This is a genomic window from Photobacterium sp. GJ3 (genome assembly GCF_018199995.1).
Taxonomy (GTDB): domain Bacteria; phylum Pseudomonadota; class Gammaproteobacteria; order Enterobacterales; family Vibrionaceae; genus Photobacterium.
Window position 1 is genome coordinate 1,994,846 of sequence record NZ_CP073578.1, and the last position, 22,447, is coordinate 2,017,292.

The 22,447-nt window shown below is 48.9% G+C and carries 20 protein-coding genes; 10 read left to right on the forward strand and 10 right to left on the reverse strand.

The genetic code is table 11. The features are described from left to right. Positions 1 to 27 precede the first annotated feature (27 nt). The 3 genes from KDD30_RS08925 to KDD30_RS08935 all read left to right on the forward strand — a co-directional run bounded on the left by KDD30_RS08925 (position 28) and on the right by KDD30_RS08935 (position 3,646). Complete coding sequence (locus KDD30_RS08925; RefSeq protein WP_211645544.1) at positions 28 to 639, forward strand: CoA pyrophosphatase; 612 nt, start codon at positions 28 to 30, stop codon at positions 637 to 639. Positions 640 to 833: 194 nt separating this feature from the next. After that, positions 834 to 2,105, forward strand: a complete 1,272-nt coding sequence (locus KDD30_RS08930; protein ID WP_211645545.1) for an HAAAP family serine/threonine permease — start codon at positions 834 to 836, stop codon at positions 2,103 to 2,105. Positions 2,106 to 2,284: 179 nt separating this feature from the next. Continuing rightward, positions 2,285 to 3,646 carry an L-serine ammonia-lyase gene (locus tag KDD30_RS08935; protein ID WP_211645546.1) on the forward strand — a complete coding sequence of 454 codons (1,362 nt, stop codon included), beginning with the start codon at positions 2,285 to 2,287 and terminating at the stop codon, positions 3,644 to 3,646. Positions 3,647 to 3,712: 66 nt separating this feature from the next. Here the strand turns inward: KDD30_RS08935 and KDD30_RS08940 are convergent, their stop codons facing one another. After that, positions 3,713 to 4,600: a DUF3137 domain-containing protein gene (locus KDD30_RS08940; RefSeq protein ID WP_211645547.1), complete on the reverse strand. Its 888-nt coding sequence runs from the start codon at positions 4,598 to 4,600 to the stop codon at positions 3,713 to 3,715. A 119-nt stretch (positions 4,601 to 4,719) separates the two neighbouring features. Beyond that, complete coding sequence (locus tag KDD30_RS08945) at positions 4,720 to 5,373, reverse strand: LemA family protein (protein WP_249199056.1); 654 nt, start codon at positions 5,371 to 5,373, stop codon at positions 4,720 to 4,722. Positions 5,374 to 5,674: 301 nt separating this feature from the next. Between KDD30_RS08945 and KDD30_RS08950 the strand changes: the two genes are divergently transcribed. Beyond that, the gene (locus KDD30_RS08950; RefSeq protein WP_211645548.1) at positions 5,675 to 6,220 is read left to right on the forward strand and encodes a hypothetical protein; all 546 of its coding nucleotides are present in this window, start codon (positions 5,675 to 5,677) and stop codon (positions 6,218 to 6,220) included. 68 nt (positions 6,221 to 6,288) lie between these two features. Here the strand turns inward: KDD30_RS08950 and KDD30_RS08955 are convergent, their stop codons facing one another. From KDD30_RS08955 to KDD30_RS08970, 4 genes are all read right to left on the reverse strand, one after another. Next, a complete protein-coding gene (locus KDD30_RS08955; RefSeq protein WP_211645549.1) occupies positions 6,289 to 6,882 on the reverse strand; it encodes an acetate uptake transporter in 594 nt (197 codons plus the stop codon). Positions 6,883 to 7,260: 378 nt separating this feature from the next. Further along, entirely contained in the window at positions 7,261 to 8,469 is a 1,209-nt protein-coding gene (locus KDD30_RS08960) for a hypothetical protein (protein WP_211645550.1), read from the reverse strand. 218 nt (positions 8,470 to 8,687) lie between these two features. After that, positions 8,688 to 9,413, reverse strand: a complete 726-nt coding sequence (gene nfsA, locus KDD30_RS08965; protein ID WP_211645551.1) for an oxygen-insensitive NADPH nitroreductase — start codon at positions 9,411 to 9,413, stop codon at positions 8,688 to 8,690. Positions 9,414 to 9,442: 29 nt separating this feature from the next. After that, positions 9,443 to 9,715 carry a hypothetical protein gene (locus KDD30_RS08970; protein WP_211645552.1) on the reverse strand — a complete coding sequence of 91 codons (273 nt, stop codon included), beginning with the start codon at positions 9,713 to 9,715 and terminating at the stop codon, positions 9,443 to 9,445. Here KDD30_RS08970 and KDD30_RS08975 point away from each other — a divergent pair. The 5 genes from KDD30_RS08975 (at position 9,684) to KDD30_RS08995 (ending at position 15,214) form a co-directional block, all read left to right on the forward strand. Beyond that, the gene (locus tag KDD30_RS08975) at positions 9,684 to 10,667 is read left to right on the forward strand and encodes a porin (RefSeq protein WP_211645553.1); all 984 of its coding nucleotides are present in this window, start codon (positions 9,684 to 9,686) and stop codon (positions 10,665 to 10,667) included. The genes KDD30_RS08970 and KDD30_RS08975 overlap by 32 nt on opposite strands. 199 nt (positions 10,668 to 10,866) lie before the next feature. Then, positions 10,867 to 11,130, forward strand: a complete 264-nt coding sequence (locus KDD30_RS08980; protein WP_211645554.1) for a GrxA family glutaredoxin — start codon at positions 10,867 to 10,869, stop codon at positions 11,128 to 11,130. A gap of 194 nt (positions 11,131 to 11,324) precedes the next feature. Further along, positions 11,325 to 13,007, forward strand: coding sequence for an aspartate:alanine antiporter (locus tag KDD30_RS08985; protein WP_211645555.1), 1,683 nt, complete (start codon positions 11,325 to 11,327; stop codon positions 13,005 to 13,007). Between the two features lie 183 nt (positions 13,008 to 13,190). Continuing rightward, positions 13,191 to 13,865: a response regulator gene (locus KDD30_RS08990; RefSeq protein ID WP_211649769.1), complete on the forward strand. Its 675-nt coding sequence runs from the start codon at positions 13,191 to 13,193 to the stop codon at positions 13,863 to 13,865. Next, positions 13,862 to 15,214: an ATP-binding protein gene (locus KDD30_RS08995; protein ID WP_211645556.1), complete on the forward strand. Its 1,353-nt coding sequence runs from the start codon at positions 13,862 to 13,864 to the stop codon at positions 15,212 to 15,214. Before KDD30_RS08990 ends, KDD30_RS08995 begins: the two co-directional genes overlap by 4 nt. A gap of 86 nt (positions 15,215 to 15,300) precedes the next feature. Here the strand turns inward: KDD30_RS08995 and fabV are convergent, their stop codons facing one another. The 4 genes from fabV to KDD30_RS09015 form a co-directional block, all read right to left on the reverse strand. Beyond that, on the reverse strand, positions 15,301 to 16,503 hold the full coding sequence (fabV, locus tag KDD30_RS09000; RefSeq protein ID WP_211645557.1) for an enoyl-ACP reductase FabV: 1,203 nt from the start codon (positions 16,501 to 16,503) through the stop codon (positions 15,301 to 15,303). A 329-nt stretch (positions 16,504 to 16,832) separates the two neighbouring features. After that, positions 16,833 to 19,106 (reverse strand): acyl-CoA dehydrogenase, encoded by a 2,274-nt coding sequence (locus tag KDD30_RS09005; protein WP_211645558.1) that lies wholly within the window; start codon positions 19,104 to 19,106, stop codon positions 16,833 to 16,835. Positions 19,107 to 19,171: 65 nt separating this feature from the next. Further along, a complete protein-coding gene (locus KDD30_RS09010; protein WP_211645559.1) occupies positions 19,172 to 19,843 on the reverse strand; it encodes a TetR/AcrR family transcriptional regulator in 672 nt (223 codons plus the stop codon). 555 nt (positions 19,844 to 20,398) lie between these two features. Further along, on the reverse strand, positions 20,399 to 21,229 hold the full coding sequence (locus KDD30_RS09015; RefSeq protein ID WP_249199058.1) for an NAD-dependent epimerase/dehydratase family protein: 831 nt from the start codon (positions 21,227 to 21,229) through the stop codon (positions 20,399 to 20,401). 327 nt (positions 21,230 to 21,556) lie between these two features. Here KDD30_RS09015 and KDD30_RS09020 point away from each other — a divergent pair, with 327 nt between their 5' ends. Next, the gene (locus KDD30_RS09020; RefSeq protein WP_211645560.1) at positions 21,557 to 22,411 is read left to right on the forward strand and encodes a MurR/RpiR family transcriptional regulator; all 855 of its coding nucleotides are present in this window, start codon (positions 21,557 to 21,559) and stop codon (positions 22,409 to 22,411) included. Positions 22,412 to 22,447 lie beyond the last annotated feature (36 nt).

Here is a 22,447-nt window from a genome sequence, read left to right on the forward strand (position 1 = left end):
GAGGGGGGCGCATTCAGGTTACCGTCTATGCTTGCACAGCATCATCTGCTCAGTCGTTTTTTGCTGGCCCAACCGGGTCAGTATGATCGAAGCCACCACCGACGTATTAAACAACTGTTACCCGACAGCAGTCGTTTCAAACCCGCAGCAGTGATGATCCCGCTTGTGGCACGTCATGACGGCTATCATGTCATTCTGACCCAGCGCGCACGCCATCTGAAACACCATCCCGGACAGGTTGCTTTCCCGGGCGGCCGTTACGAAACACAAGATGGTGAGCTCATGTACACCGCCATTCGGGAAACTCAGGAAGAAACCGGTATTCTGTGCGAAAGAAAAGACGTCCTCGGTCAGTTACCGACCCTGCCGACCTTAAGTGGTTATCTGGTCACGCCTTTCTTAGCAACAGTCACACCGGCATACAGGCCTGTGATTGACCCCAACGAAGTCGACAGTCTCTTTGAAGTGCCGCTCGCTTTCCTGCTCGATCCCCGCAACATGCGGACACAACAGTTCATTTTCCGTGGTAAATCGCACACGATCTATGCTATCCCATATCGGGATTACTCCATCTGGGGGGCCACGGCACAGATCGTCAAAGCTTTGTCACATCAAATATGGATTGAAGGGTCTCAATAATTCTCATTCTTCCGCGAAACTGCTGTTTGTTTCACCACCCAGAAACAAACTGAAAAAAGTTTTGGTGATCAACATCTCATTTTCTTGCAACAAATGTTAAATAGTGCGCTTGTTTTTTCACAGATCATTTTTTCGTGCTCCAAATCAGGGGAAAATACGCCCGTTCCTGTTCCCTATTCAATTTGGATTATATTATGCAAACAAAAACTGCATCTGTTGCAGCGGCTCCCAAAAGCCGCTGGACGAAGCAGGATACCACCTGGGTGCTCTCGCTGTTTGGTACAGCGGTTGGTGCCGGTATCCTGTTCCTGCCCATTAACGCAGGTATGAGTGGTTTCTGGCCCCTGCTGGCCATGACTATTCTGGTTGGCCCAATGACCTATTTTGCACACCGTGGCCTGTCCCGCTTCGTCCTGTCTTCCAACAAGCCAGGCAGTGATATTACCGAAGTGGTTGAAGAACATTTTGGCCGCGGCGCCGGTACATTAATCACCCTGCTCTACTTTTTTGCAATTTACCCGATCGTGCTGATTTACGGCGTTGGCATTACCAACACGGTTGACTCTTTCATGGTGAACCAACTGGGTATGGCATCTATGCCACGCTGGCTGCTGTCTATCATCCTGATTCTGGGCATGATGTCTGTGATGATCGCAGGCGAAAAACTGATGCTGAAAGTCACTCAGTTCCTGGTTTACCCGCTGGTTGCGATTCTGCTGTTCATGTCGGTGTACCTGATCCCTGAATGGAACCTGGCTTCCGTCAGCCTGGAGACAGTCCCTTCACTGGGAGACTTTGCCATCACGCTGTGGATCACCATTCCGGTACTGGTGTTCTCGTTCAACCACAGCCCGATTATTTCTGCATTCTCTCAGGCACAAGCACGTGACCATGGTGAAAACGCAGAAGAAAAAGCGTCCCGTATTCTGGCACGCTCAGCGATGATGCTGCTGGGTTTCGTGATGTTCTTCGTCTTCTCTTGTGTGCTCAGCCTGACCCCACAGGATCTGGCTGAAGCGAAAGCACAAAATCTGGCAATTCTGTCTTATCTGGCGAACAAGCATGAAAGTCCGTTCATTTCTTATCTGGGCCCAATCGTTGCTTTTGTTGCCATCGTGTCTTCCTTCTTCGGTCATTACCTGGGCGCTCGTGAAGGTTTGAATGGCTTGGTTTCTAAACAATTAAAGTCGTTTGGTAAGCAAGTTAACGAAAAGAAGATTGACAAATTTACTGTTGTCTTCATGATTGCAACTATCTGGTTGGTCGCGGCGATTAATCCTAGCATCCTGGGAATGATTGAAACTTTAGGCGGCCCGATTATTGCGACCATCTTGTTCCTGATGCCAATGTATGCAGTCCATAAAGTGCCTGCAATGCAGAAGTACAAAGGCGCAGTAAGCAACGTATTTGTCACACTCATGGGTCTGATTGCGATTTCAGCCATTCTGTACGGCTTGTTCTTCTAAACATTCGCCTGTACAGCCTTACTGACAAAATACGTAAAAGAACCGATACTTAAGAGCAGGGGAGCTTTCAGCACCTGCTCTTTTGTTTTGACTATACTCGCCAAGGAAGGGGCGGGAGTTCATAAAAGATAACAGTCATGGGCCGAAGCAAGATCGCTTCCCCGACTGAGGTACTACGCATGATCAGTATTTTTGATATCTTCAAAATTGGTGTGGGTCCTTCCAGTTCACACACCGTAGGTCCGATGAAAGCAGGTAAAGAGTTTGTCGACGACCTGCGTGAGATGGGCAAAATCAACGACGTGACGAAAATCACGGTTGATGTGTATGGTTCATTGTCTCTGACTGGCAAAGGTCACCATACCGACATTGCAATCATCATGGGACTGGCAGGCAATAGCCCTGAGACTGTGGATATCGACAGCATTCCCGGCTTTATCGCCAGCGTTGGCGAAACCGAGCGTCTTCCTATTGCTGGCAACATTCACACTGTTGATTTCCCTCGCGACGGCGGGATGAATTTTCATAACACCAACCTGTCACTGCATGAAAATGGCATGAGCATTCACGCCTGGACAGGCGACGAGACAGTTTACAGCAAAACTTATTATTCTATCGGCGGTGGTTTCATCGTTGATGAAGAAAACTTCGGCAAAGATGAAGAATCTGAAGTCAAAGTTCCTTACTACTTCACCTCAGCACAAGAGCTGGTTCAGCACTGTAAAGAACAAGGCCGTTCGATCAGTTCTGTAGTGATGGCAAACCAGCGTGCAATGCACTCTGAAGAAGAGATTAAAGATTACTTCTCCCGTATCTGGAAAACCATGCAGGATTGTATGGACCGTGGGATGAACGAAGAAGGCATTCTGCCTGGCCCACTGCGCGTGCCACGCCGTGCGGCTGCACTGCGCCAGCAACTGATCACTTCAGAGCGGACGAACAACGATCCGATGACTGTGGTTGACTGGGTCAACATGTACGCTTTTGCAGTGAATGAAGAAAACGCAGCCGGTGGCCGTGTGGTAACCGCACCAACGAACGGTGCCTGCGGCATCATTCCTGCTGTTCTGGCTTACTATGACAAGTTCATCCAGCCCGTTGGCGAGAAAGAATATCTGCGCTACTTCGCAGCTTCCGGTGCTATCGGTGGCCTGTACAAGCGCAATGCTTCGATTTCTGGCGCTGAAGTGGGTTGTCAGGGTGAAGTCGGTGTTGCCTGTTCTATGGCAGCAGCTGGCCTGGCGGAGCTGATGGGCGCGAGCCCGGAGCAGGTCTGTATGGCAGCTGAAATCGCGATGGAGCACAACCTGGGTCTGACGTGTGACCCTGTTGCAGGTCAGGTACAGGTGCCTTGTATCGAGCGAAACGGTATTGCGGCAGTGAAATCGATCAACGCATCCCGAATGGCTCTACGTCGTGCTTCTGAGCCACGTGTGTCTCTGGACAAAGTGATTGAGACCATGCTGGAAACCGGTAAAGACATGAACGCCAAATACCGTGAAACGTCTCAGGGTGGTCTGGCGATTAAAGTGATCTGCTAAATCAGCATATCCAGACAGACAAAAGGAGGCCATGCCTCCTTTTTTCATGCTGAATGTTACGAACGATTAGGCTTTGGTCCAGATACGGGTATTCAGCGCCAAATCTTCGACGATCCCAGTCATAAAATCCAAGTCCTGATAAATATCTTTTACAGCATCAAAATTAACCGCTGACTGAAACATTTTGGGTTCAAAGTACGCTTTTCGCGCAGGAATCCCGATATGCAAGCTATCGCCCACAAAAGATAACGCTACACTTGTATTGGCTTGTTGCCGAAAAGCAACCAAACGCTGCATCAGAGATGTTGAGATCAGATAACGCGCTTCAACCTGATCATCGCTGTACACCTCAAAATGGCGCTCAAATTCAGGGTCCTCCATCGCAACACGGTCACCAAAAACACTTCCCCCCAACAGGTTAGTCAATGATTTTCCAACCGCAGACCAGAAGCCTTCATTGTCAGGGGTAATATAAGTTTTACCCTGAAAATGTTTATTGGCATCAGCAATAAAGAACACCCCTTTGAAGATGGTGTGCCAGGTCGTGCGCGTCCGGCCTTTAGAGTCTCTGCTCGTCGTTTTATACTGCGTATGAAGCTCCGAAAACTCAATTGCAGTTTTTCCTACCACGCCCCGAACATAATCTTCTCCATGATAGCGGTGATAATGATGTCGATATAAGCCACTGGCTTTGTACTTTTCTGGGGAGATACGCTCACTTGGAGAATATTCAAAGCTGTCGTTAAAGGTTTTCAGCAGTTTTCCGACCACCTGTGTTTTATAAGCGTCCCGGTAAGCTTTCCATTTCAGGGAAACATAGTAATACATCACGAGTGACACAAGCCCGGGAAAACAGAAGATCAACCACGCTTCACTTCTTCCGGTAAACGTCAAGAACAAGGCGACCAATAAGCTCATACAAACAGGTACAATTGAATGGTAGCAACGTTTCACTGCTTCTTTACGGATCTCGTCTAAGTCCTGAAGCTGATCTTTCAGTTTAGTGTCAAAGAGTATTTTGAGTTTATCCAGATTATCGCTGGATTCGATTGCAGCTTCCATGACGCTCCCGATTATTTGTGGAACAGTTGGCCAACATTGACGTTTTGTCTTTCCTGCGCCGGAATGTCGAACAACTCACGCTGTTTCAAGTTCATTCGGCTGGCAAATAGACTGGAAGGAAACATTTCAATCGCGTTATTCAAATCAGTGACCGAAGCATTGTAAGCGCGACGCGCGGCTGAAATTTGCTCTTCTGCTTCATTGATGGCGCGCTGTAACATCACAAAGTTTTCACTGGCTTTCAGTTCCGGATAATTTTCAACCGCAATATTGAAACGGGACATGGCCGTGTGCATTTGCTTATCCAGTGAAATTTTCTTTTCGCCGGCCAAACCGTCGTGTTGTACCTGAGTCCGGAGCGCTGTTAATTCCTGAAGTAATGAAGATTCATGCGCCATATAAGCTTTCACGCTCTCCACCATATTCGGGATGAGATCAAAACGCTTTTTCAGCATCACATCAATTGATGCTTCAGCATTTTCTACCTGATTTTTCTTACCAATAAGGCCGTTGTAAACAGCAATCGCTGCGATAACAGCGACAAGCACAAGGCCCAGTACGATCCAGATTCCCAATTGAAGTTCTCCTGTCAGTTCAGATTCTTCAGTATGCTGCCCAAACAGCATCCCTGTCTTTATTCTCAGACAGATCATCATAGCGACCATGGCAATGATTTCCTGAACACAACTCGATTATTCAAGATTTCATCGCTGATTTTCGTCACCAGAGCGGAAATCTGAGCACTTTGGGATAGGTGAAATTTCAGTCTGCGCTTGCAAATCAAACGGCCGAAAATGAGCATCAACGCACATATAACTTTCAGACATCTGATCACTTGTTCTTATGGCAATGAACACTAATAAGTGGCTCGCAAAACCATCTTTCCCCCAACCCCGTGCGCATTTCCGCCTGCCATAAACCAAGAATAGATATTCCATACCCATCGACAAACGAGAGGAAACAACAATGCCTATTCAAACAAGTTGGTTAAAGTCTGAAAAATTCATATTCGCGCTCGCTGGAATGCTATTGTTTTTCACTGCATGGCCTAGTGCGGCCAGTAACGAACCCGATGCGAGCTTCACCTGTTCTGGCACCGGAACACAAACATATGATCCCGGTCTCCTTTTACTTGCCCGTCCAACAGTGATTAACAATACGGCGACTTTTAACCAATGTATCGGCTCCCCCGTCAAGTCGGGTCAGTTCAGTTTTGGTCCATTTCAAACAATCGCAGACTGCTTACTCTCATCTCCATCTGGCAATGATGAAATTGACTACGTTTGGGACGATGGAAGCACCAGTCATTTTTCCGGGACTTTTGTCGTGACCCGCCCACTTGGTCAGTTAATTGTCTCCAGTGCAGGTACATTCACTTCAGGTCGATTTGAAGGACACGCAGTACAATCAGTGATAACTTACGTTGCCCCGAATCCACTGGCCTGCCTCGCAGATCCCGGTGTCACAGCTTTGAGCGGTCCAATTACTGTCACCGTCTTGCCAATTCTCTGATCGCAGATATAAAAAAGCCCCGCATCAAAGTGCGGGGCAATATCGCAGTGATTCAACGATATCAAGAATTATGCAGCCGCTTTTAACGGCTCTACGTCAGCGACTTTACGCTCGCCAATCGGCAGTACAGTACGGCCAAACTCATGATTCAGCACTTGAGCCATGGCGAAGTAAATTGCACTTGCACCACAGATGATGCCTTCAAAACCAGCAATCGTGCCAATCAGTTCACTCCCCGTAAAGTCACGTGCAGCCAGCAGGAAGAACAGCACTGTCAGTGAAGCAAAAACAAACTGTTTCGCGCGTGGGTAGTTCAGAGAGCCAATAAACAGGAAAGCTGTAAATACCCCCCACAGCAGCAGATACCAGGCCATAAATTTCGCCGGGGAAGCAGGCAGCCCCATTTCAGGCATCACAATCAGCCCCACCAGCGTCAGCCAGAACAGACCGTAAGACGTGAAAGACGTCGTACCAAATGTGTCGCCGCGCTTAAAGCACATCAAGCCCACCAGAACCTGTGCCAGACCCCCGTAAAAGATACCCATCGCCAGGATCATAGAATCCAGCGGAAAAAAGCCTGCGTTGTGAATATTCAGCAGGATTGTGGTCATCCCGAAGCCCATCAGTCCCAGCGGCGCCGGATTTGCAAAATTCGTAGACATTTTATTCCCTCACAGGAAAATTTAAATAAAAATAATATGAATTAAAAATTTTACGCAATGTAGTGCGGCGCGAATTCTAATCCATGTCTATGGTGAACACAACGCCAGAACTGTTCATAGAATGAGCTATCGAGCAAAAAAGAAGAAAAAACCAAGAAAATGTAAAGAATTAAAACATCTGAAATCCGCAATAAGTGTTTCCAAATGAAACAGCACCAGATTTCATGGTGAAAAAACACGAATACACTGAGACCAAAGACAGTAAATCATGCCGGATTTTCAGGCATTCCCAGCACCAAACGCCTCCTGGACGAATGACCCATATAAAAAAACCGCTGCCTTCCGGCAGCGGCTTTTATCCGCATCGATCAACAGCGATTACTGAATCAGAGAAGATGCCTCTGCAGATTCATTTCCGGAGGAATCATCAGTGGCCGACTTCAGCTCCGATGATGACACGTTCAATGACGGAACGGTCTGTTGGCGTTCCTCCAATTGCGATTGCATCTGGCTGATCTGACGCTGCTGTTTCATGACCAGCGCATTCAGCTCACGGATGTATTTTTCTTTATCTGCCAGCATTTCATCCCCTGATTTGTGATTCGTCAGGGCAGCTTTCGCAGATGCCACATGCTCGGTGATTAACCGGGCTTGCTCCGGTATCGGCTGATCCCGCCAGTCTTCATCTTTCAGTGCCTTTGAGATACGCAACAGTTTGTTCTCAAACGCCAGAATATAAGATTCATATTCATCTTTACTTAAGTCACGTAATCGCTGGACTTCTAAAGAAATATGCTGCGCATGGGCAAGATCAAAGCGAATCTCGCGCGTGGATTGCTGAATCGCGTCAAAATCCCGGGGCGTTCTGTCAATCAGTGCTTTACCAGCTTCAATCCGCTGCTCAATCTGCGCGTAACTCTTCGGCGCGTACTCCTTCACATCCAGGCGTCGCAGCTCAATCATCATCGCCTCCAGCGGCGCGATATAGATTTTCTTGATCGTTTTCACTTCAAGACTCAGGCTGCGAGACAGGAACTCATCCTGATCTTCACGTGCATCATTCATATCGCCATTTTCGACCTGCTTGAACAAGCTTTCGTAAAGGCGATACAACCGGGTATATTCACTCCGGTAATACTGCTTGGCTTCCAGAGAATCCAGATACTTCATTTGAGTGATTGCTGGCGACAACACGGTGTCGGCAACTTTCTGGATATCCTTCAACTCGGTGAACGATTGTTCAACCTGCGCCAGCTCCAGATGCAGCTGTTCCAGATAAGTTGTTGAAGAAAACAATGAATAGCTTTTATAAGCCATCACCGGTGCTGTGGTAATTTCCTGATAGATCCGGCTGGCATTGTCCCAGCTTGCGGTCAGGGTCTGATATTGATCTGGAGAGTAAATCGACAAAGCCTTCGCCTGTACGATCTCTTGTTGCCAGTGCCGGTAAGCAGATACTGCGCGCTGATAATCCCCCTGCTCTGAAATCACAGAGGCTTCTGCATCTTTCAATTCAGGTGTGCTCGAACAAGCACTCAGGAATACTGCGGAGAATAGCATCAGGGCTGAAAGGCCCGTTCTTTTCATAAATACTTCCGTAATGCCTGATTTGCCTGTTCATGAATCAGGCAAATAAATAGTTATTTCAATAAGGCGACACACATTGAATCCATATGAAATGGCAGACTCAAAATTTGCAACGGTGACAACATCTCTCCACTTCTCCTTCATGAGAAGCAGAAAGACGTCACTCATCCAATTTGAAGCCAAAAAATGAGCGAATGCTCAAATAGTTTAACTGATGCTTACTTCGTACTAAAGCCTTTACTTGCAAGGAATTCCTTCATGAAAGGTCTGGCTTCCTTCGATAAGGTTGCTGAAATTTGCTCAGACCAGCTCATTTCTTTTGTTCCACCAGTCCGGGTCTGATAATAATGGCGAACGGCTTCGTCATAATTTTGCAGTGTGTCTCGGTCCAGATCATGCTGGTAAACATCCTGATGTACAATCAGAGACTGCGGCAGGCGCGGCTTTTGTTCCGGGTTTTGATCCGGGTAACCCAGACATAAACCAAACAGCGGAATCACATAATTTGGCAGTGCCAGAACCGTAGAAACATCCGCAGGGTGATTGCGAATCCCGCCAATGTACACACCACCGAGCCCAAGCGACTCCGCTGCGGTCAGGCAATTTTGCGCCATCAACGCGGCATCAATCGCACCAATGAGCGTTTGCTCAGTAAAGCCCAGTTGTGCTTCCGGATGAATCTGTTGGTGGCGGTGAAAATCTGCACAAAAGACCAGAAATTCAGCAGCCGATGCCACGTAAGGCTGATCGCCGGCCAGATGCGCGAGCTGCGCCCGCTTCTCCGTGTCGGCAACCCGAATCACGCTGACACACTGAATAAAACTCGATGAAGAAGCAGCGATGCCACAATCCAGAATGGTCGATAGCATTTCAGCCGGGATCGGCGTTGCCGAAAATCGACGAATCGAACGGTGTGATAACAGAGTTTCAATGGTTTGGTTCATAAGATCCCCATTTCTAATGATTCTTTTGTTCATGAAGTATTCACAGAACGTTCAAATAGGTCATACATTCTACGTGACGATAGGACAAATACCCATTCAGCCTGAATCAAACAATAAACCTTTCCTATCAAGCCATCTATCCTCTTGATTTGCAAGAAGACACTGTCATCAAAGTGACTTTTGAAAAACATTTTTTTGTCATATTCCCCTTCTATCCTGCCCCCCATCAAAACAGCAATGATGCACTTTTTACCGACTAGGGGAATCACAATGAAAAAAACAGTTTTAGCATCGGCACTCATCACAGCCTTCGTTTCAGGCTCTGCCGCTGCCGCAAATGTCTATGATCAGGATGGCGCAAAGGTTGATCTGTACGGTCGTGCGGTAGGTATGTACTACAGCTCTGATGACAACAGTGAGAAAGGCGACCAGAGCTACTTCCGTTTTGGGGCCAAAGCAAAATCTGAAATCAACAACGACCTCTATGGCGTTGGCGTTTATGAAACTGAAGTCAATGCATCTTCTAAAGATGAAGGTCTGGAAACCCGTAAAGCTTATGCAGGTCTGGGCGGTAATTTCGGTGAAGCAACTTATGGCCGTCAGTATGGCGCTTACACCCTGATTTCGGATTACACCGATACCCTGGAAGAGTTTGGTGCCGATGCAAGTGGTACCGGGACAGACCGTTTCGGTACAGGTAAATCAAGCTCCGTGCTGAAATATGCAGGTGAATTCAGTGGTCTGACCGTTGAAGCAAGCTACCAGCTGGACAACAACGCAGTGTCTCAGGTTGATGGTGACACCTCTTCTTCCTTTGGTGTGGCTGCCTCTTACGCACTGCCGGTTGGCGTAAAATTCGGTGCAGGTTACAACTCAGGTGATGGTGTTGACGGTACCGATGATGCAGAAGTTACTGCTCTGTCTGTTGCTTACGACGCCAACAACATTTACGCAGCCCTGCTGTACAGCATGGGTGAAAACTGGCAAGACAAATCCGGTGCAGAAACTGGCACAGACTACGACGGTTACGAAGTGGTTCTGGGATACGACTTCGGCAATGGCTTCTCCGCACAGGCCGTCTATAACTATCTGGAAGCAGATATGTCCGGTACGACTGCAGACGCGGAAGACTATTTTGTTGCTGCTGCTTACTACAAGTTCAACAAAAATCTGCGCACCTATGCAGAGTACAAAGCGGATCAAATCGACGGGAATGAAGACATTCTGGCGATGGCTATCCGCTACGATTTCTGATTTCATTGCTCTACCACTGCCAACACAAGCCAGGCCGTCCAGCCTGGCTTTTTTCCTCTGTCTCAATTTCCCAGGATTCAACCACACTCCGCTACGCGCCTGAATCATCGAATTTTTCTATTGATGCAACAGATAATTCCGACTTTCACCCTCGACGTAGTCACGTTATAGTAGCTTCACAAGACAAAGGAGAGACACTATGTTCGTAGTTATTTTTGGTCGTCCAGGCTGCCCATTCTGTGTTCGTGCAAAAGATCTGGCCGACAAACTGAAAGAAGAACGTGACGACTTCAACTATCGTTATGTGGATATTCACGCAGAAGGCATTTCTAAAGCAGATCTGGAAAAGACCGTTGGCAAGCCAGTTGAGACTGTGCCACAAATCTTTATCGATCAAGAGCATATTGGTGGCTGCACCGATTTCGAAGCTTACGCAAAAGAAAATCTGGGCCTGTTCCAGTAATTTTGGACACTCAGTCAAATATCAAGCCCTGACCCCCAGGTTTGATGACAATTTGTGAAGTCCAGACAAAAAGGCTGTTTAATCAGCCTTTTTTTGTGTCCGCTCTCCCATAAATCTGTATCGCAGGGCAGTTCTTTGCGTTAAAATTTTCGCATACCTCTAGTCGAAAGCGCTGACTCCGGAAATAAATTGTTGTGAACATCGACGTCGCTGACCTGCTTCGCCAGAATGATATTCTGCTTCTCTTCGTTGTACTTGCTGTTGGCCTCACGGTTGGCAAACTCCGCATTGCTCAGTTACAAATCGGTAATTCCATTGGCGTGCTCATTACCGCGCTCATTTTTGGAAATGCTGGCTTCATTTTTGATGCAGAAGCCTTAAATATTGGCTTTATGCTCTTTATCTTTTGTGTCGGTATTCAGGCGGGTCCGAACTTTTTCGGCATATTCTTCCGCGATGGCAAGCACTATCTGCTGCTGGCTTTGATCGTCTTGCTGTCTGCAATCACGATCACCTTGACGATGTCACATTACCTGAATCTGGATTTAGGCCTGGCCACCGGGCTGATGGCCGGTTCGCTGACGGCAACCCCGGTGTTAGTCGGTGCTAAGGATGCCCTGAGCGGCGGATTATCCAGCCTGTCTGATCCGCTGGTTGTGCAGGAAATGATTGACAGCCTGAGCGTTGGCTACGCGATGTCCTATCTGATTGGTTTGATCAGCCTGATTTTACTGGCCAAGCTGATGCCAAAACTGCAAAAGCACGACCTTGCGGAATCCTCTCAGCAAATTGCCAAAGAACGTGGGATTGGCGAGGTCGCACAACGCAAAGTGTACTTGCCCATCATCCGTGCCTATCGTGTGGGACCCGAACTGATCGACTGGATTGATGGCCGTAATCTGCGTGAACTGGGCATTTACCGCCAGACAGGCTGCTATATCGAAAGAGTCCGTCGCCACGGCATTCTGGCTAATCCGGATGGTGATGCCATTTTGCAGGAAGGGGATGAAATCGCGCTGGTGGGTTATCCGGACAGCCATGCCCGGCTCGATCCCAGCTTCCGAAATGGCAAAGAAGTGTTTGACCGCGACCTGCTTGACTTACGGATTGCGGAAGAAGAAATCGTGGTCAAAAACGATAACATTGCAGGTAAACGCCTGTCTGAACTGAATCTGGCTGAGTACGGTTGTTTTCTGAACCGGGTCGTCCGTGCCCAGATCGAAATGCCAATGGATCACAGTACCCTGCTGAGCAAGGGTGACATTCTGCAAGTCAGCGGTGAAAAAAGCCGGGTCCTCGGACTTGCTGAGCGCATCGGTTTTATCTCCATTCACAGCCAGATTGCCGACCTGCTGGCCTTTTGCTGCTTCTTTATTATGGGGCTGCTATTTGGTTCGATTACCATGACCTTCGGTCAGATCACTTTTGGCCTGGGTAATGCCGCAGGCCTGTTGCTGGCCGGTATTTCCCTTGGCTTTCTCCGGGCCAACCACCCGACCTTCGGCTATGTGCCGCAAGGCGCCCTGAATATGGCGAAAGATCTGGGCTTAATGGTCTTTATGGTCGGCATTGGTCTGAGTGCCGGTGGGAACCTCTTTGAATCCATAACACAGATTGGCCCGAGTGTCTTTCTGGTCAGTATGATGGTCAGTGTCATTCCCGTCATGGTGGCTTATGCTTTCGGTGCTTATGTTCTGAATATGAACCGTGCCCTGCTCTTTGGCGCCATTATCGGAGCGCGCACCTGTGCACCCGCGATGGATATGATCAACGAACATGCCCGCAGTACCATTCCGGCATTGGGCTACGCGGGAACTTATGCCATTGCCAACGTCCTGCTGACCGTGGCCGGAACCTTGATCATCATCCTCAGCTAGCCCCGACAGCCAATTGATTTCGCTGGCTCTGTCCGCAGACAGAGTCAGCAAAGATTCAGTCGTTCAGTGATATGATTTCGCATAACTGACCCGTTCAATTTGTACCCCTCGGCACCCTTTGTTATAAACGGGCTTTTCCGGTACAAACTGCACTTTTATTTTGTCTCAGGTAACTGAATTATGATGCGCATCCTGATAGTCGAAGACGATCCGATTTTATGTCATCACCTGAAAACTCAGCTCAGCGAGCTGGGGAATCAGGTGCAATGTGCCAACACTGCCGAAGAAGGCCTCTTTTTCGCAGAGAACTACCCCAACGACGTTGCTATTGTTGATATTGGCCTGCCGGATCGCGATGGCATCTCACTGATTCGTGAAATCAGAGACCGAGGCCTGCGCTTACCGATCCTGATTCTAACGGCCCGTTCAAACTGGCAGGACAAAGTCACGGGTCTGGAAGCTGGTGCAGATGACTATCTGGTGAAGCCATTCCAGAAAGAAGAACTCGTGGCGCGTCTGAGCGCATTGGTTCGCCGAAGCGCAGGATTCATCAAACCCGAAATGATTGCAGGTGAAATCCGTGTGGATTTACTGGCAAAACAAGTGTTTGTGTCTGAAAACCTGCTTGAGCTGACCGCATTTGAATATGAACTGCTGGAGTACCTGATGCGTCACAGCCGCCAAGTGGTTTCCAAACAACGTCTGCTCGATGTGCTTTATGAAGATCAGGAAGGCGACCCGAACACGATTGAAGTCATGATTAGTCGCCTGCGTAAAAAAATCAGCCAGACCGGTCAGGACAATCCAATTTCGACCATTCGTGGTCAGGGATACATTTTTGAGCTTGCCGCACAATGAGGCTAGCCATCCTGCCCCGTCTGCGCCACCGGGTGATGATCACCTCCATCGCGATCATCGCCCTGATCACTTCTGCATTGGCCTGGGTGATTAACGAGTTATACAGTCAGAGCTATATGGCGGCCTATTCTACCGACCTGGTGGCTCAGATGCCGCTGGTCGTGGCACAGCTCAACCGGGCTGGCCTGATTAAAGATGTTGATAAATGGATCGACTCTTTAGACCCGTCTGCAACAGACTACATGTCTGTCCTTTGCGACCGCAACGACAACACCATGTGGTTGTCTGACGAAGCCAAATTAGCTGGCCTCAATGCAATCTGCAGCAGCCTGCCAGACGCAATGCAAACCCCGACGCTGGTCAAAGCCAATAACAATCAAAGTTATATTGCCTATGATATCAGCCGCGATCGCGAAAACGGCAATGCGTATCAGCTCATTGTGCTTCGCTCCGGAACGGCTTATGAACAATCTCTGACCCGGCTTCACAACCGGACAGCACTCTATCTGGGCCTTTTCGTCCTGATTGCCATTGCCTTCTTAATTGCAGCTTTCCACTGGAGCTTCCAGCCGCTCCGGAAGCTGGCAAAACAGCTGAATCAGGTCACCGATGCCAGACGGGATCAGCTCGATGATGATTACCCGACAGAACTGCATGACGTGACACAGTCACTCAACCGCCTGATCCGCATCAGTAACGATAAAACATCCCGTTACCGCCATGCCATGGATGATCTGGCACACAGCCTGAAAACCCGGCTGGCAGCAGCAAACGCATTGCTGGACGATCACAGCCTGCCCCGCTGCGATTTGAACTATCGCATGCTGGAGCAGATCAGCCAGATGGATGATCTGGTGCAATACCAGCTCAAACGTGCCCTGATGGGCCAGCAAGGTCTGCAAAAAGATAAAACCCTGCTCAACCCTGTCGTCGAAAGCTTCGAAGGCATGCTGAAGAAAATCTACAGCACCAAGCAGGTCACGCTGAAACGCCAGTTCAGCTCTGCCCTCTGCCTGCCGGTGAACCGAACTGACCTGATGGAACTGTTGGGGAACCTGCTGGAAAACGCCTTCCGTTTTTGTATCAGCGAAATTCGCTTCAGCGTCAGTCATCATCAGGGCAAGCTGATGATCCGGATTGAGGATGATGGCCCTGGCGTCAGTGACGATATGCGGGAAGCGATTTTTCAGCGCGGCATTCGTGCAGATCAGCGAAATCCCGGGCAAGGCATCGGTTTGTCTGTCTGCCACGACATTGTGACTTGTTATGGCGGCCGAATTTATGTCGAAAAAGCCAGTATTGAAGGGGCTGCTTTCGTGATTGAACTGCCGGAAGACAATCAAAGCTAGCTCTTTAACGCTTTCGTCACTCCGATTCAGGGATAAAAAAACCGCCTCTTGCAGGCGGTTTATGATCGCTATTGCCAGATTCGGAATTACACGTCCTGAACGTCGAACTCGACAACCGGGTTCACATCAGCATCGTAATCCACACCGTTCAGGCCAAAGCCGAACAGTTTCATAAACTCGTCTTTGTACAGCTGATAATCTGTCAATTCGAACAGATTGTCGTTGGTTACCTGTGGCCACAGCTGCGTACAATGAGCCTGAATATCTTCACGCAGTTCCCAGTCATCCAGACGCAGACGGTTTTCGCTGTCCAACTCGGTTGCAGAACCGTCCGCCTTGTACAGACGCTGAGAGAACATGCGGAAAATTTGTTCCATACAACCTTCATGGACACCTTCTTCACGCATTTTCTTGAAGACCATCGCAATGTACAAAGGCATCACAGGAATCGCAGCACTCGCCTGAGTCACAACACTCTTCAGCACGGCCACATTTGCAGAGCCGTTGAGTGAAGACAACTTGTTGCTCAGTTCGGTTGCTGCGCGATCCAGGTCCATTTTTGCTTTGCCCAGTGCGCCATGCCAGTAAATCGGCCAGGTGATTTCTGTACCGATGTAGCTGTAAGCCACTGTTTTGCAGCCTTCAGCCAGAACACCAGCATCGGCCAGAGCATTGATCCACAGCTCCCAGTCCTGACCGCCCATGACTTTCACTGTATCTTCCACTTCCTGCTCAGTCGCAGGTTCAATGCTGGCTTCAATCAGGACGTCTTTGTTGGTATCAACTGCGGTTGCCGTGTAGGTTTCACCCATCGGCTTCAGACTGGAGCGGATCAGTTCACCTGAATCCGGCATTTTACGCACTGGAGACGCCAGTGAGTAAACCACCATGTCAATCTGACCCAGATCCGCTTTGATCAGGTCAATCACTTTCTGCTTCATTTCATGAGAGAAAGCATCACCATTCAGGCTCTTGGAATACAGGCCTTCTTCTTTTGCGAACTTGTCGAATGCCGCTGAGTTATACCAGCCCGCAGAGCCAGGTTTTTTCTCGGTGCCCTGCTTTTCCAGGAACACACCAACGGTTGCAGCGCCGGAGCCGAAAGCAGCAGCGATGCGGGAAGCCAGACCGTAGCCAGTGGAAGAGCCGACCACCAGAACACGCTTAGGACCGTTTTCCAGTTTAGGCTGAGCCTTGGTGTAGTCGATTTGCTCTTTGACGTTTGCTTCACAACCCACAGGGTGAGTTGTTGTACAAATGAATCCACGAATTTTTGGTTTGATGATCATTTCGTTTTCTTCCTTTGTTCTGTTGCCCGTAGGATAAAAGGTTAGTCACTCATTCGCATCAGTTTTATGTTCGAAATCGCTAAAAATACTCAGTGGTTGGAGGTGTTAAGCCAGATTCTTTGATATTGAGCCATGCGTTGTCGAAGAAAGCAGCGCCCTGAGCGAGTATAACTAAACCAGTGAGCATTGCGGTCCGGTGACGAATATGTGCAGATCAGATCGCCGAGATGATAAGTCGGACTGCCATCTTCGGATAAAAAAATACCGCGCAAATGCGCGGTATATTCAACCACCAGGTTTATTCTTCAGTTAAGCAATCAGATTGCTTATCAGGCGGCTTTCCCTGGCTGTAAGACGCCCTTTTTAAATGCTTCTTGTGCGAAGTGATCCACTTGAATCGCTTGTGACCTTAACTGGTCAGCATGATGCACTTTTTCAACTTCCGCGTCTGTGATGACGCCCGCATCAAGGGCAATTTTCAGCTTCTCAGCTAAAGGCGCCTTGCGTGGTACGGTACCCGCCTTCACGGCTTTCGCCAGTTTGCGCTCGATATCACGTACACCATGCATCGCAGCAAAAGCACGCTCCATAATAGCAACCGGATCATTCTCCTTCTCACCGATGTAGCAGTTAGTCGTCAGACGATCACGAGCGACTCCCGGTGTCATCAGGACTTTAGAAATCGCCAGTTTGAGATCATCTTTTGGTGCCTGATAGTGAATTCCCAGCGGGAATGTCAGTGTACGCAACAGGCGACCAACACCTTTACGCGGGAAGTTATCAAACACTTCATCGAATGCCACACCGCATCGATTCAGGCAGTGCTGCAATGCATAGTGCACCATCGGTAAATCTTCCTGCTGGCGCCCTTCGGTTTCATAACGCTTAAGCACAGCAGAAGCCAGATACAGATGGCTCAGTACATCCCCCAGTCGCGCAGACACCATTTCACGGCGCTTCAGTTCACCGCCCAGGGTCAGCATGGAGAAATCAGCAGCGACTGCCAGTGCACGGCTCATTCGGGTCAGGTGGCGATAGTAATATTCCGTTTCACCCGATACCGGAGATTGATTCAGCTTCGAGCCGGTGAAGGCATTCACCAGAGATTTGGTGACGTTTCCGACCGCAAACCCGATATGCTTAAACAGCAACCGATCAAAATCTTTCGCAGCCTGATCAGCATCCGGATTCGCCGCCGCTTCCATTTCCTGCAACACATATGGATGACAACGTGTGGCCCCCTGACCAAAGATCATCAGATTTCGGGTCAGGATATTCGCGCCCTCAACCGTAATGGCCACCGGCATCCCGATATACTGGTTCGCCAGATAGTTCATTGGACCAGCCTGAATCCCACGGCCTGCATGTATATCCATCGCATCATTCAAAATGGTGCGGGCCATTTCAGTCATGTGATATTTCGCAATCGCGGTGACAATGCCAGGCTTCTCTTTCATGTCCAGAGAAGTGGTGGTCAGGGTACGGGCCGCTTCCAGCATGTAGGTCATGCCTCCAATGCGACCCAACGCTTCGGCCACGCCTTCAAAATGACCAATCGACATTCCGAACTGCTTCCGCACATAGGCATAAGCCCCCGTGGTGCGTGAAGTCAGATGCCCGACTGCTGTACCCAGTGCAGGCAGAGAGATACCGCGACCTGCCGACAGACATTCCACCAGCATCCGCCAGCCACGACCGACATAAGACTGGCCGCCGATGACCCAATCCATCGGAATGAAAACATCCTCACCCCAAGTCGGGCCATTCATGAATGCGCCACCCAACGGGTCGTGACGCGCACCGATTTCAACGCCCGGATGACTGGCCGGAATCAGCGCACAGGTAATTCCGATATCTTTGTTGTCACCAATCAAACCATCCGGATCTTGCAGCTTGAACGCCAGACCCAAGACCGTCGCCACCGGCGCCAGCGTAATATAACGCTTATTCCAGCTAACCCGGATGCCCAGCACTTCTTCGCCTTCATGTTCGCCATAGCAAACAACGCCCATGTCCGGAATGCCACCGGCATCAGAGCCTGCCTCTGGCCCGGTCAGGGCAAAACAAGGAATATCCGTACCATCCGCCAGCCGTGGCAGCCAGTAGTCTTTCTGTGCTTGCGTGCCATAATGCGTCAGCAACTCACCCGGGCCCAGAGAGTTCGGGACCATGACAGAAACCGCAGCGCTTTGACTGCGCGTTGCAATTCGGGTCACGATAGTGGAGTTTGCGTGTGCAGAAAATTCGCGGCCACCGTATGCTTTCCCGATAATGAGGGAGAAGAACTTTTCCTTCCGCAGGTAATCCCATACTTCTGGCGGTAAATCGCGGTCTTCCCGGACGATTTGGTGATCATCCAGCATCGCCAGCAGAGTTTTTAATTCATGATCAATAAAGTGTTGCTCTTCGTCACTCAGCTTTGGTGTTGGATAACTGAGTAAGGTATTCCAGTCTGGTTTACCGGCAAACAGCTGACCGTCCCACCAAACACTACCGGCTTCCATGGCTTCCCGCTCTGTATCTGACAGCGGCGGAAGTACTTTTTTAAATACTTTGAAAGCCGGATCACTGATGTAGCGTTGTCTCAAGCTTTTGTTACTCATGGTCACGTCCTTTTGTCTCTGCCTTTGTGTTGGCGGATGATTCACTATTCTTGTTTTTGCAGGGTTCAGTAAGTATTTTCGATGGCTGAATTCTCGGGTGAAGCCATTTCAATCGGCGCGGCCACACCCGCGGCCAGATAAGGCACCATGCGATCAATCAAGTCAGCCGTTGACACCACACACTGGAAATCATTCTCTGCAATTTCACGCAGGGCCGTACTGGAGGCCATCGTAAATACAGAGGCACCCAGTGTGAAATGAAGGCGCCAGAACAGGGTTTCCGGATCTAACGAAGGGTTGGCCCGGCACACCGCTTTTGTGAACAGATTCAGAACCTGACTGTAGCGGGTCACAATAAACCAGCGTAAATGGCCCTGAACATCGGTATAGCCTCGCCCGATAAGTGACATAAAGATGGTCGCGCCATTCGGACGATAATCACTCAGTTTCAGCAAAGGTTGTTTGGTACAACGGAATACATCGTCCATGCTAAAATCATCGCGGGTGAGCAACACTTCCAGTTCCTGTTTCAGTGCTGGCATGAACTCTTCCAGATAGCGGCTAATCACAGCACGGATAAGTGTTTTCTTATCCCCATAGTGATAGTTGACCGAAGCCAGGTTCACGCCTGCTTTACTCGTGATGGTCCGCAGGGACGTTTCTTTAAAGCCATGCTCAGCAAATAACAGCTCAGCGGCATCCAGAATCCGGTTTTTTGTATCAGCTTTGGCTGCCATGTTAGTCACCTGTATTAAACGTATGTTTAAACTCTACACCTTGCTAACAGATTTAACAAGCGATGAACAGAGTCGTTCTGTGGTCTGAAGAAAAAAATATAAAAAATGAGAGATGAGTTGGGAACCATGCTTCATGAGCGGAGTCTTAAATAGTGCCACTGCTTTTTCTTAGAAGATATTCTTCAAAGCCCGTTTCCATTTGGTCACGGGTTTTCTTTCGTCTGAGGTTTGAATCTCATGACAGCAATTTCAATTCCTGTAGTGAATACCGTTCAGGTGAATCACAAATAAAATGAGATTTTTAAACGCCAAAGATCAAATGCTTAGAAAAAAGTGCAGAAAAAAATCTGACCGCATGGAACTAAGGCTATCCCGTCAGGTCATAACTAGTGACATTAAGATTATCGGACTGACGGATTAACCGGCCGCCCATGAATGGTTTACTGAACAGCTTTAATCGACAATGCCACTGCTGCTAAACTCCTAATTGTGTTAAGGATTGATTCCTCCCGCTGACAACTCAGCGGGATTTTTTTATCTGTTGCAAAACAGTCCCTAACACTCCGGCGGCTCAGACAGTAAATCTGTATGCAACCAGCGCAACCCCAGCGCCTGAGCCGTCTGTTCGGCGTTGATCCATTTTCCTGTTTCTCCCCCGGCCTGAAATTCGGGCAGAGGTAATTCTGCCATCCTTGCCATCTCTCGGTAGTATTGCGCACGACTTGGATGTTGTGGGGCAGACAAATGCAACGTGGTCTTCGCAGGCCATTTCACCAGAATTTTCTGCACAGCCGCGATCACATCATCCAGATGGACCAGATTCACCGGCGCATCACCGTTTGAAATCGCTTCACGGCCCGCCAGAAACTTCACCGGATGTCTTCCCGGTCCAATCAACCCAGCTAACCGCAACACGACTAAAGCGTCTCCCCACACCTGCCGCAGCTGCTGCTCGATGTACAGATGGGCTTTACCGGATTCAGTGGTTGGTTCTGGTATTGTGGTTTCTAACACTTCACCTTCGATCTCACCGTAGACCGAGGTTGTGCTGATAAAAATCACACGTTGGCACCCCGAGCGTTTTGCTGCACGGGACAAACTCATGATGGCTTCAACAAAATCTGCTGCGTTCATCTGCCGTCGGCCCGGTGGCACATTGATCAGCAAAACTTCTGCCGCAAGAAAAGAAGAAAGCTCAGCGTCTGCCTGGGCTTGCAAAGGCAGCTGCAAAACCACGGCCGGAATTCCGATTTCTCTAAGCTGGCCCGCACCTTCGCGGCTTTGCTTGGATCCCATGACCGAAAATCCTGCCCGTTGCAACGATTTTGCCAGCGGTAATCCCAACCAGCCACACCCGCAAACACTGACTTGCACTGAAGATTTCATCGCATCTTTCCCTTTATTTCTGCCCTGTTTCTGGCGCGCTGTATTTTTGTTGTACATTTAATTCAATCTGTAAATTAATTCCGGAGCATGAAATTAAATAACAGAAAATCACGAGAACTTGGATCATTTTTCGATGTTTATACACGAATTCCTTTTCAAAACTGAAAGGGAAAGTAGATCATGATCAAACTATAATAAAAAGGAAAACTGATTTTCAGAGATTTACTAGGAGGCATGAAACGAAAAGTAGTATAGTTTCATCATATTCGATATCGAAACACAGATATCGACCATTTTGAAATTCAGTAACGAATCGCGGTTATCGCCATGAATACCCTAGAAAAAATACAGAACAACCTGGAAAATTTCAGTAAATCTGAACGCAAAGTTGCTGAAGTGATCATTGCTTCCCCGCAAACCGCCATTCATTCAAGCATTGCCACGCTGGCAAAGATGGCAGATGTCAGTGAACCAACGGTCAACCGTTTTTGCCGCCGTCTGGATACTAAAGGCTTTCCGGACTTCAAACTGCATTTAGCGCAAAGTCTGGCGAACGGCACGCCTTACGTAAACCGGAATGTTGAAGAAGACGACAGTGCTGAAGCCTACACAGCAAAGATCTTCGAATCAACCATGGCTTGTCTGGATGTCGCGAAAAGCAGTCTCGATCCGATGCAGGTGAATCGTGCAGTTGATCTGCTGACGCAAGCCAAGCGAATTTCGTTCTTTGGTCTGGGTGCATCCGCTTCTGTGGCGCATGATGCCATGAATAAATTCTTCCGTTTTAATATTCCGATTGTCTGCTTTGACGATGTCGTGATGCAACGGATGAGCGTCATCAACTGTACAGACAATGACGTTGTGGTGCTGATTTCTCATACCGGCCGAACCAAAAACCTGGTTGAGATTGCTACCATGGCTCGTGAGAACGGTGCGACAGTAATCGGGATTACTGCAAAAGATTCCCCGCTGGATCGAGAATGCTCGCTTTCCATTTGTCTGGATGTACCGGAAGACACAGACATCTATATGCCCATGGCCAGCCGCGTCGTTCAGATGACGGTGATTGATGTGCTGGCCACCGGTTTTACACTGCGCCGTGGGCCGGGTTTCCGGGAGAATCTGAAACGGGTGAAAGAAACCATCAAAGATTCCCGGATTGCCAAAGAAGGCCTGTTTTAAACGATGACTCGCGTATTCAAGATACGCAAGTGGGGT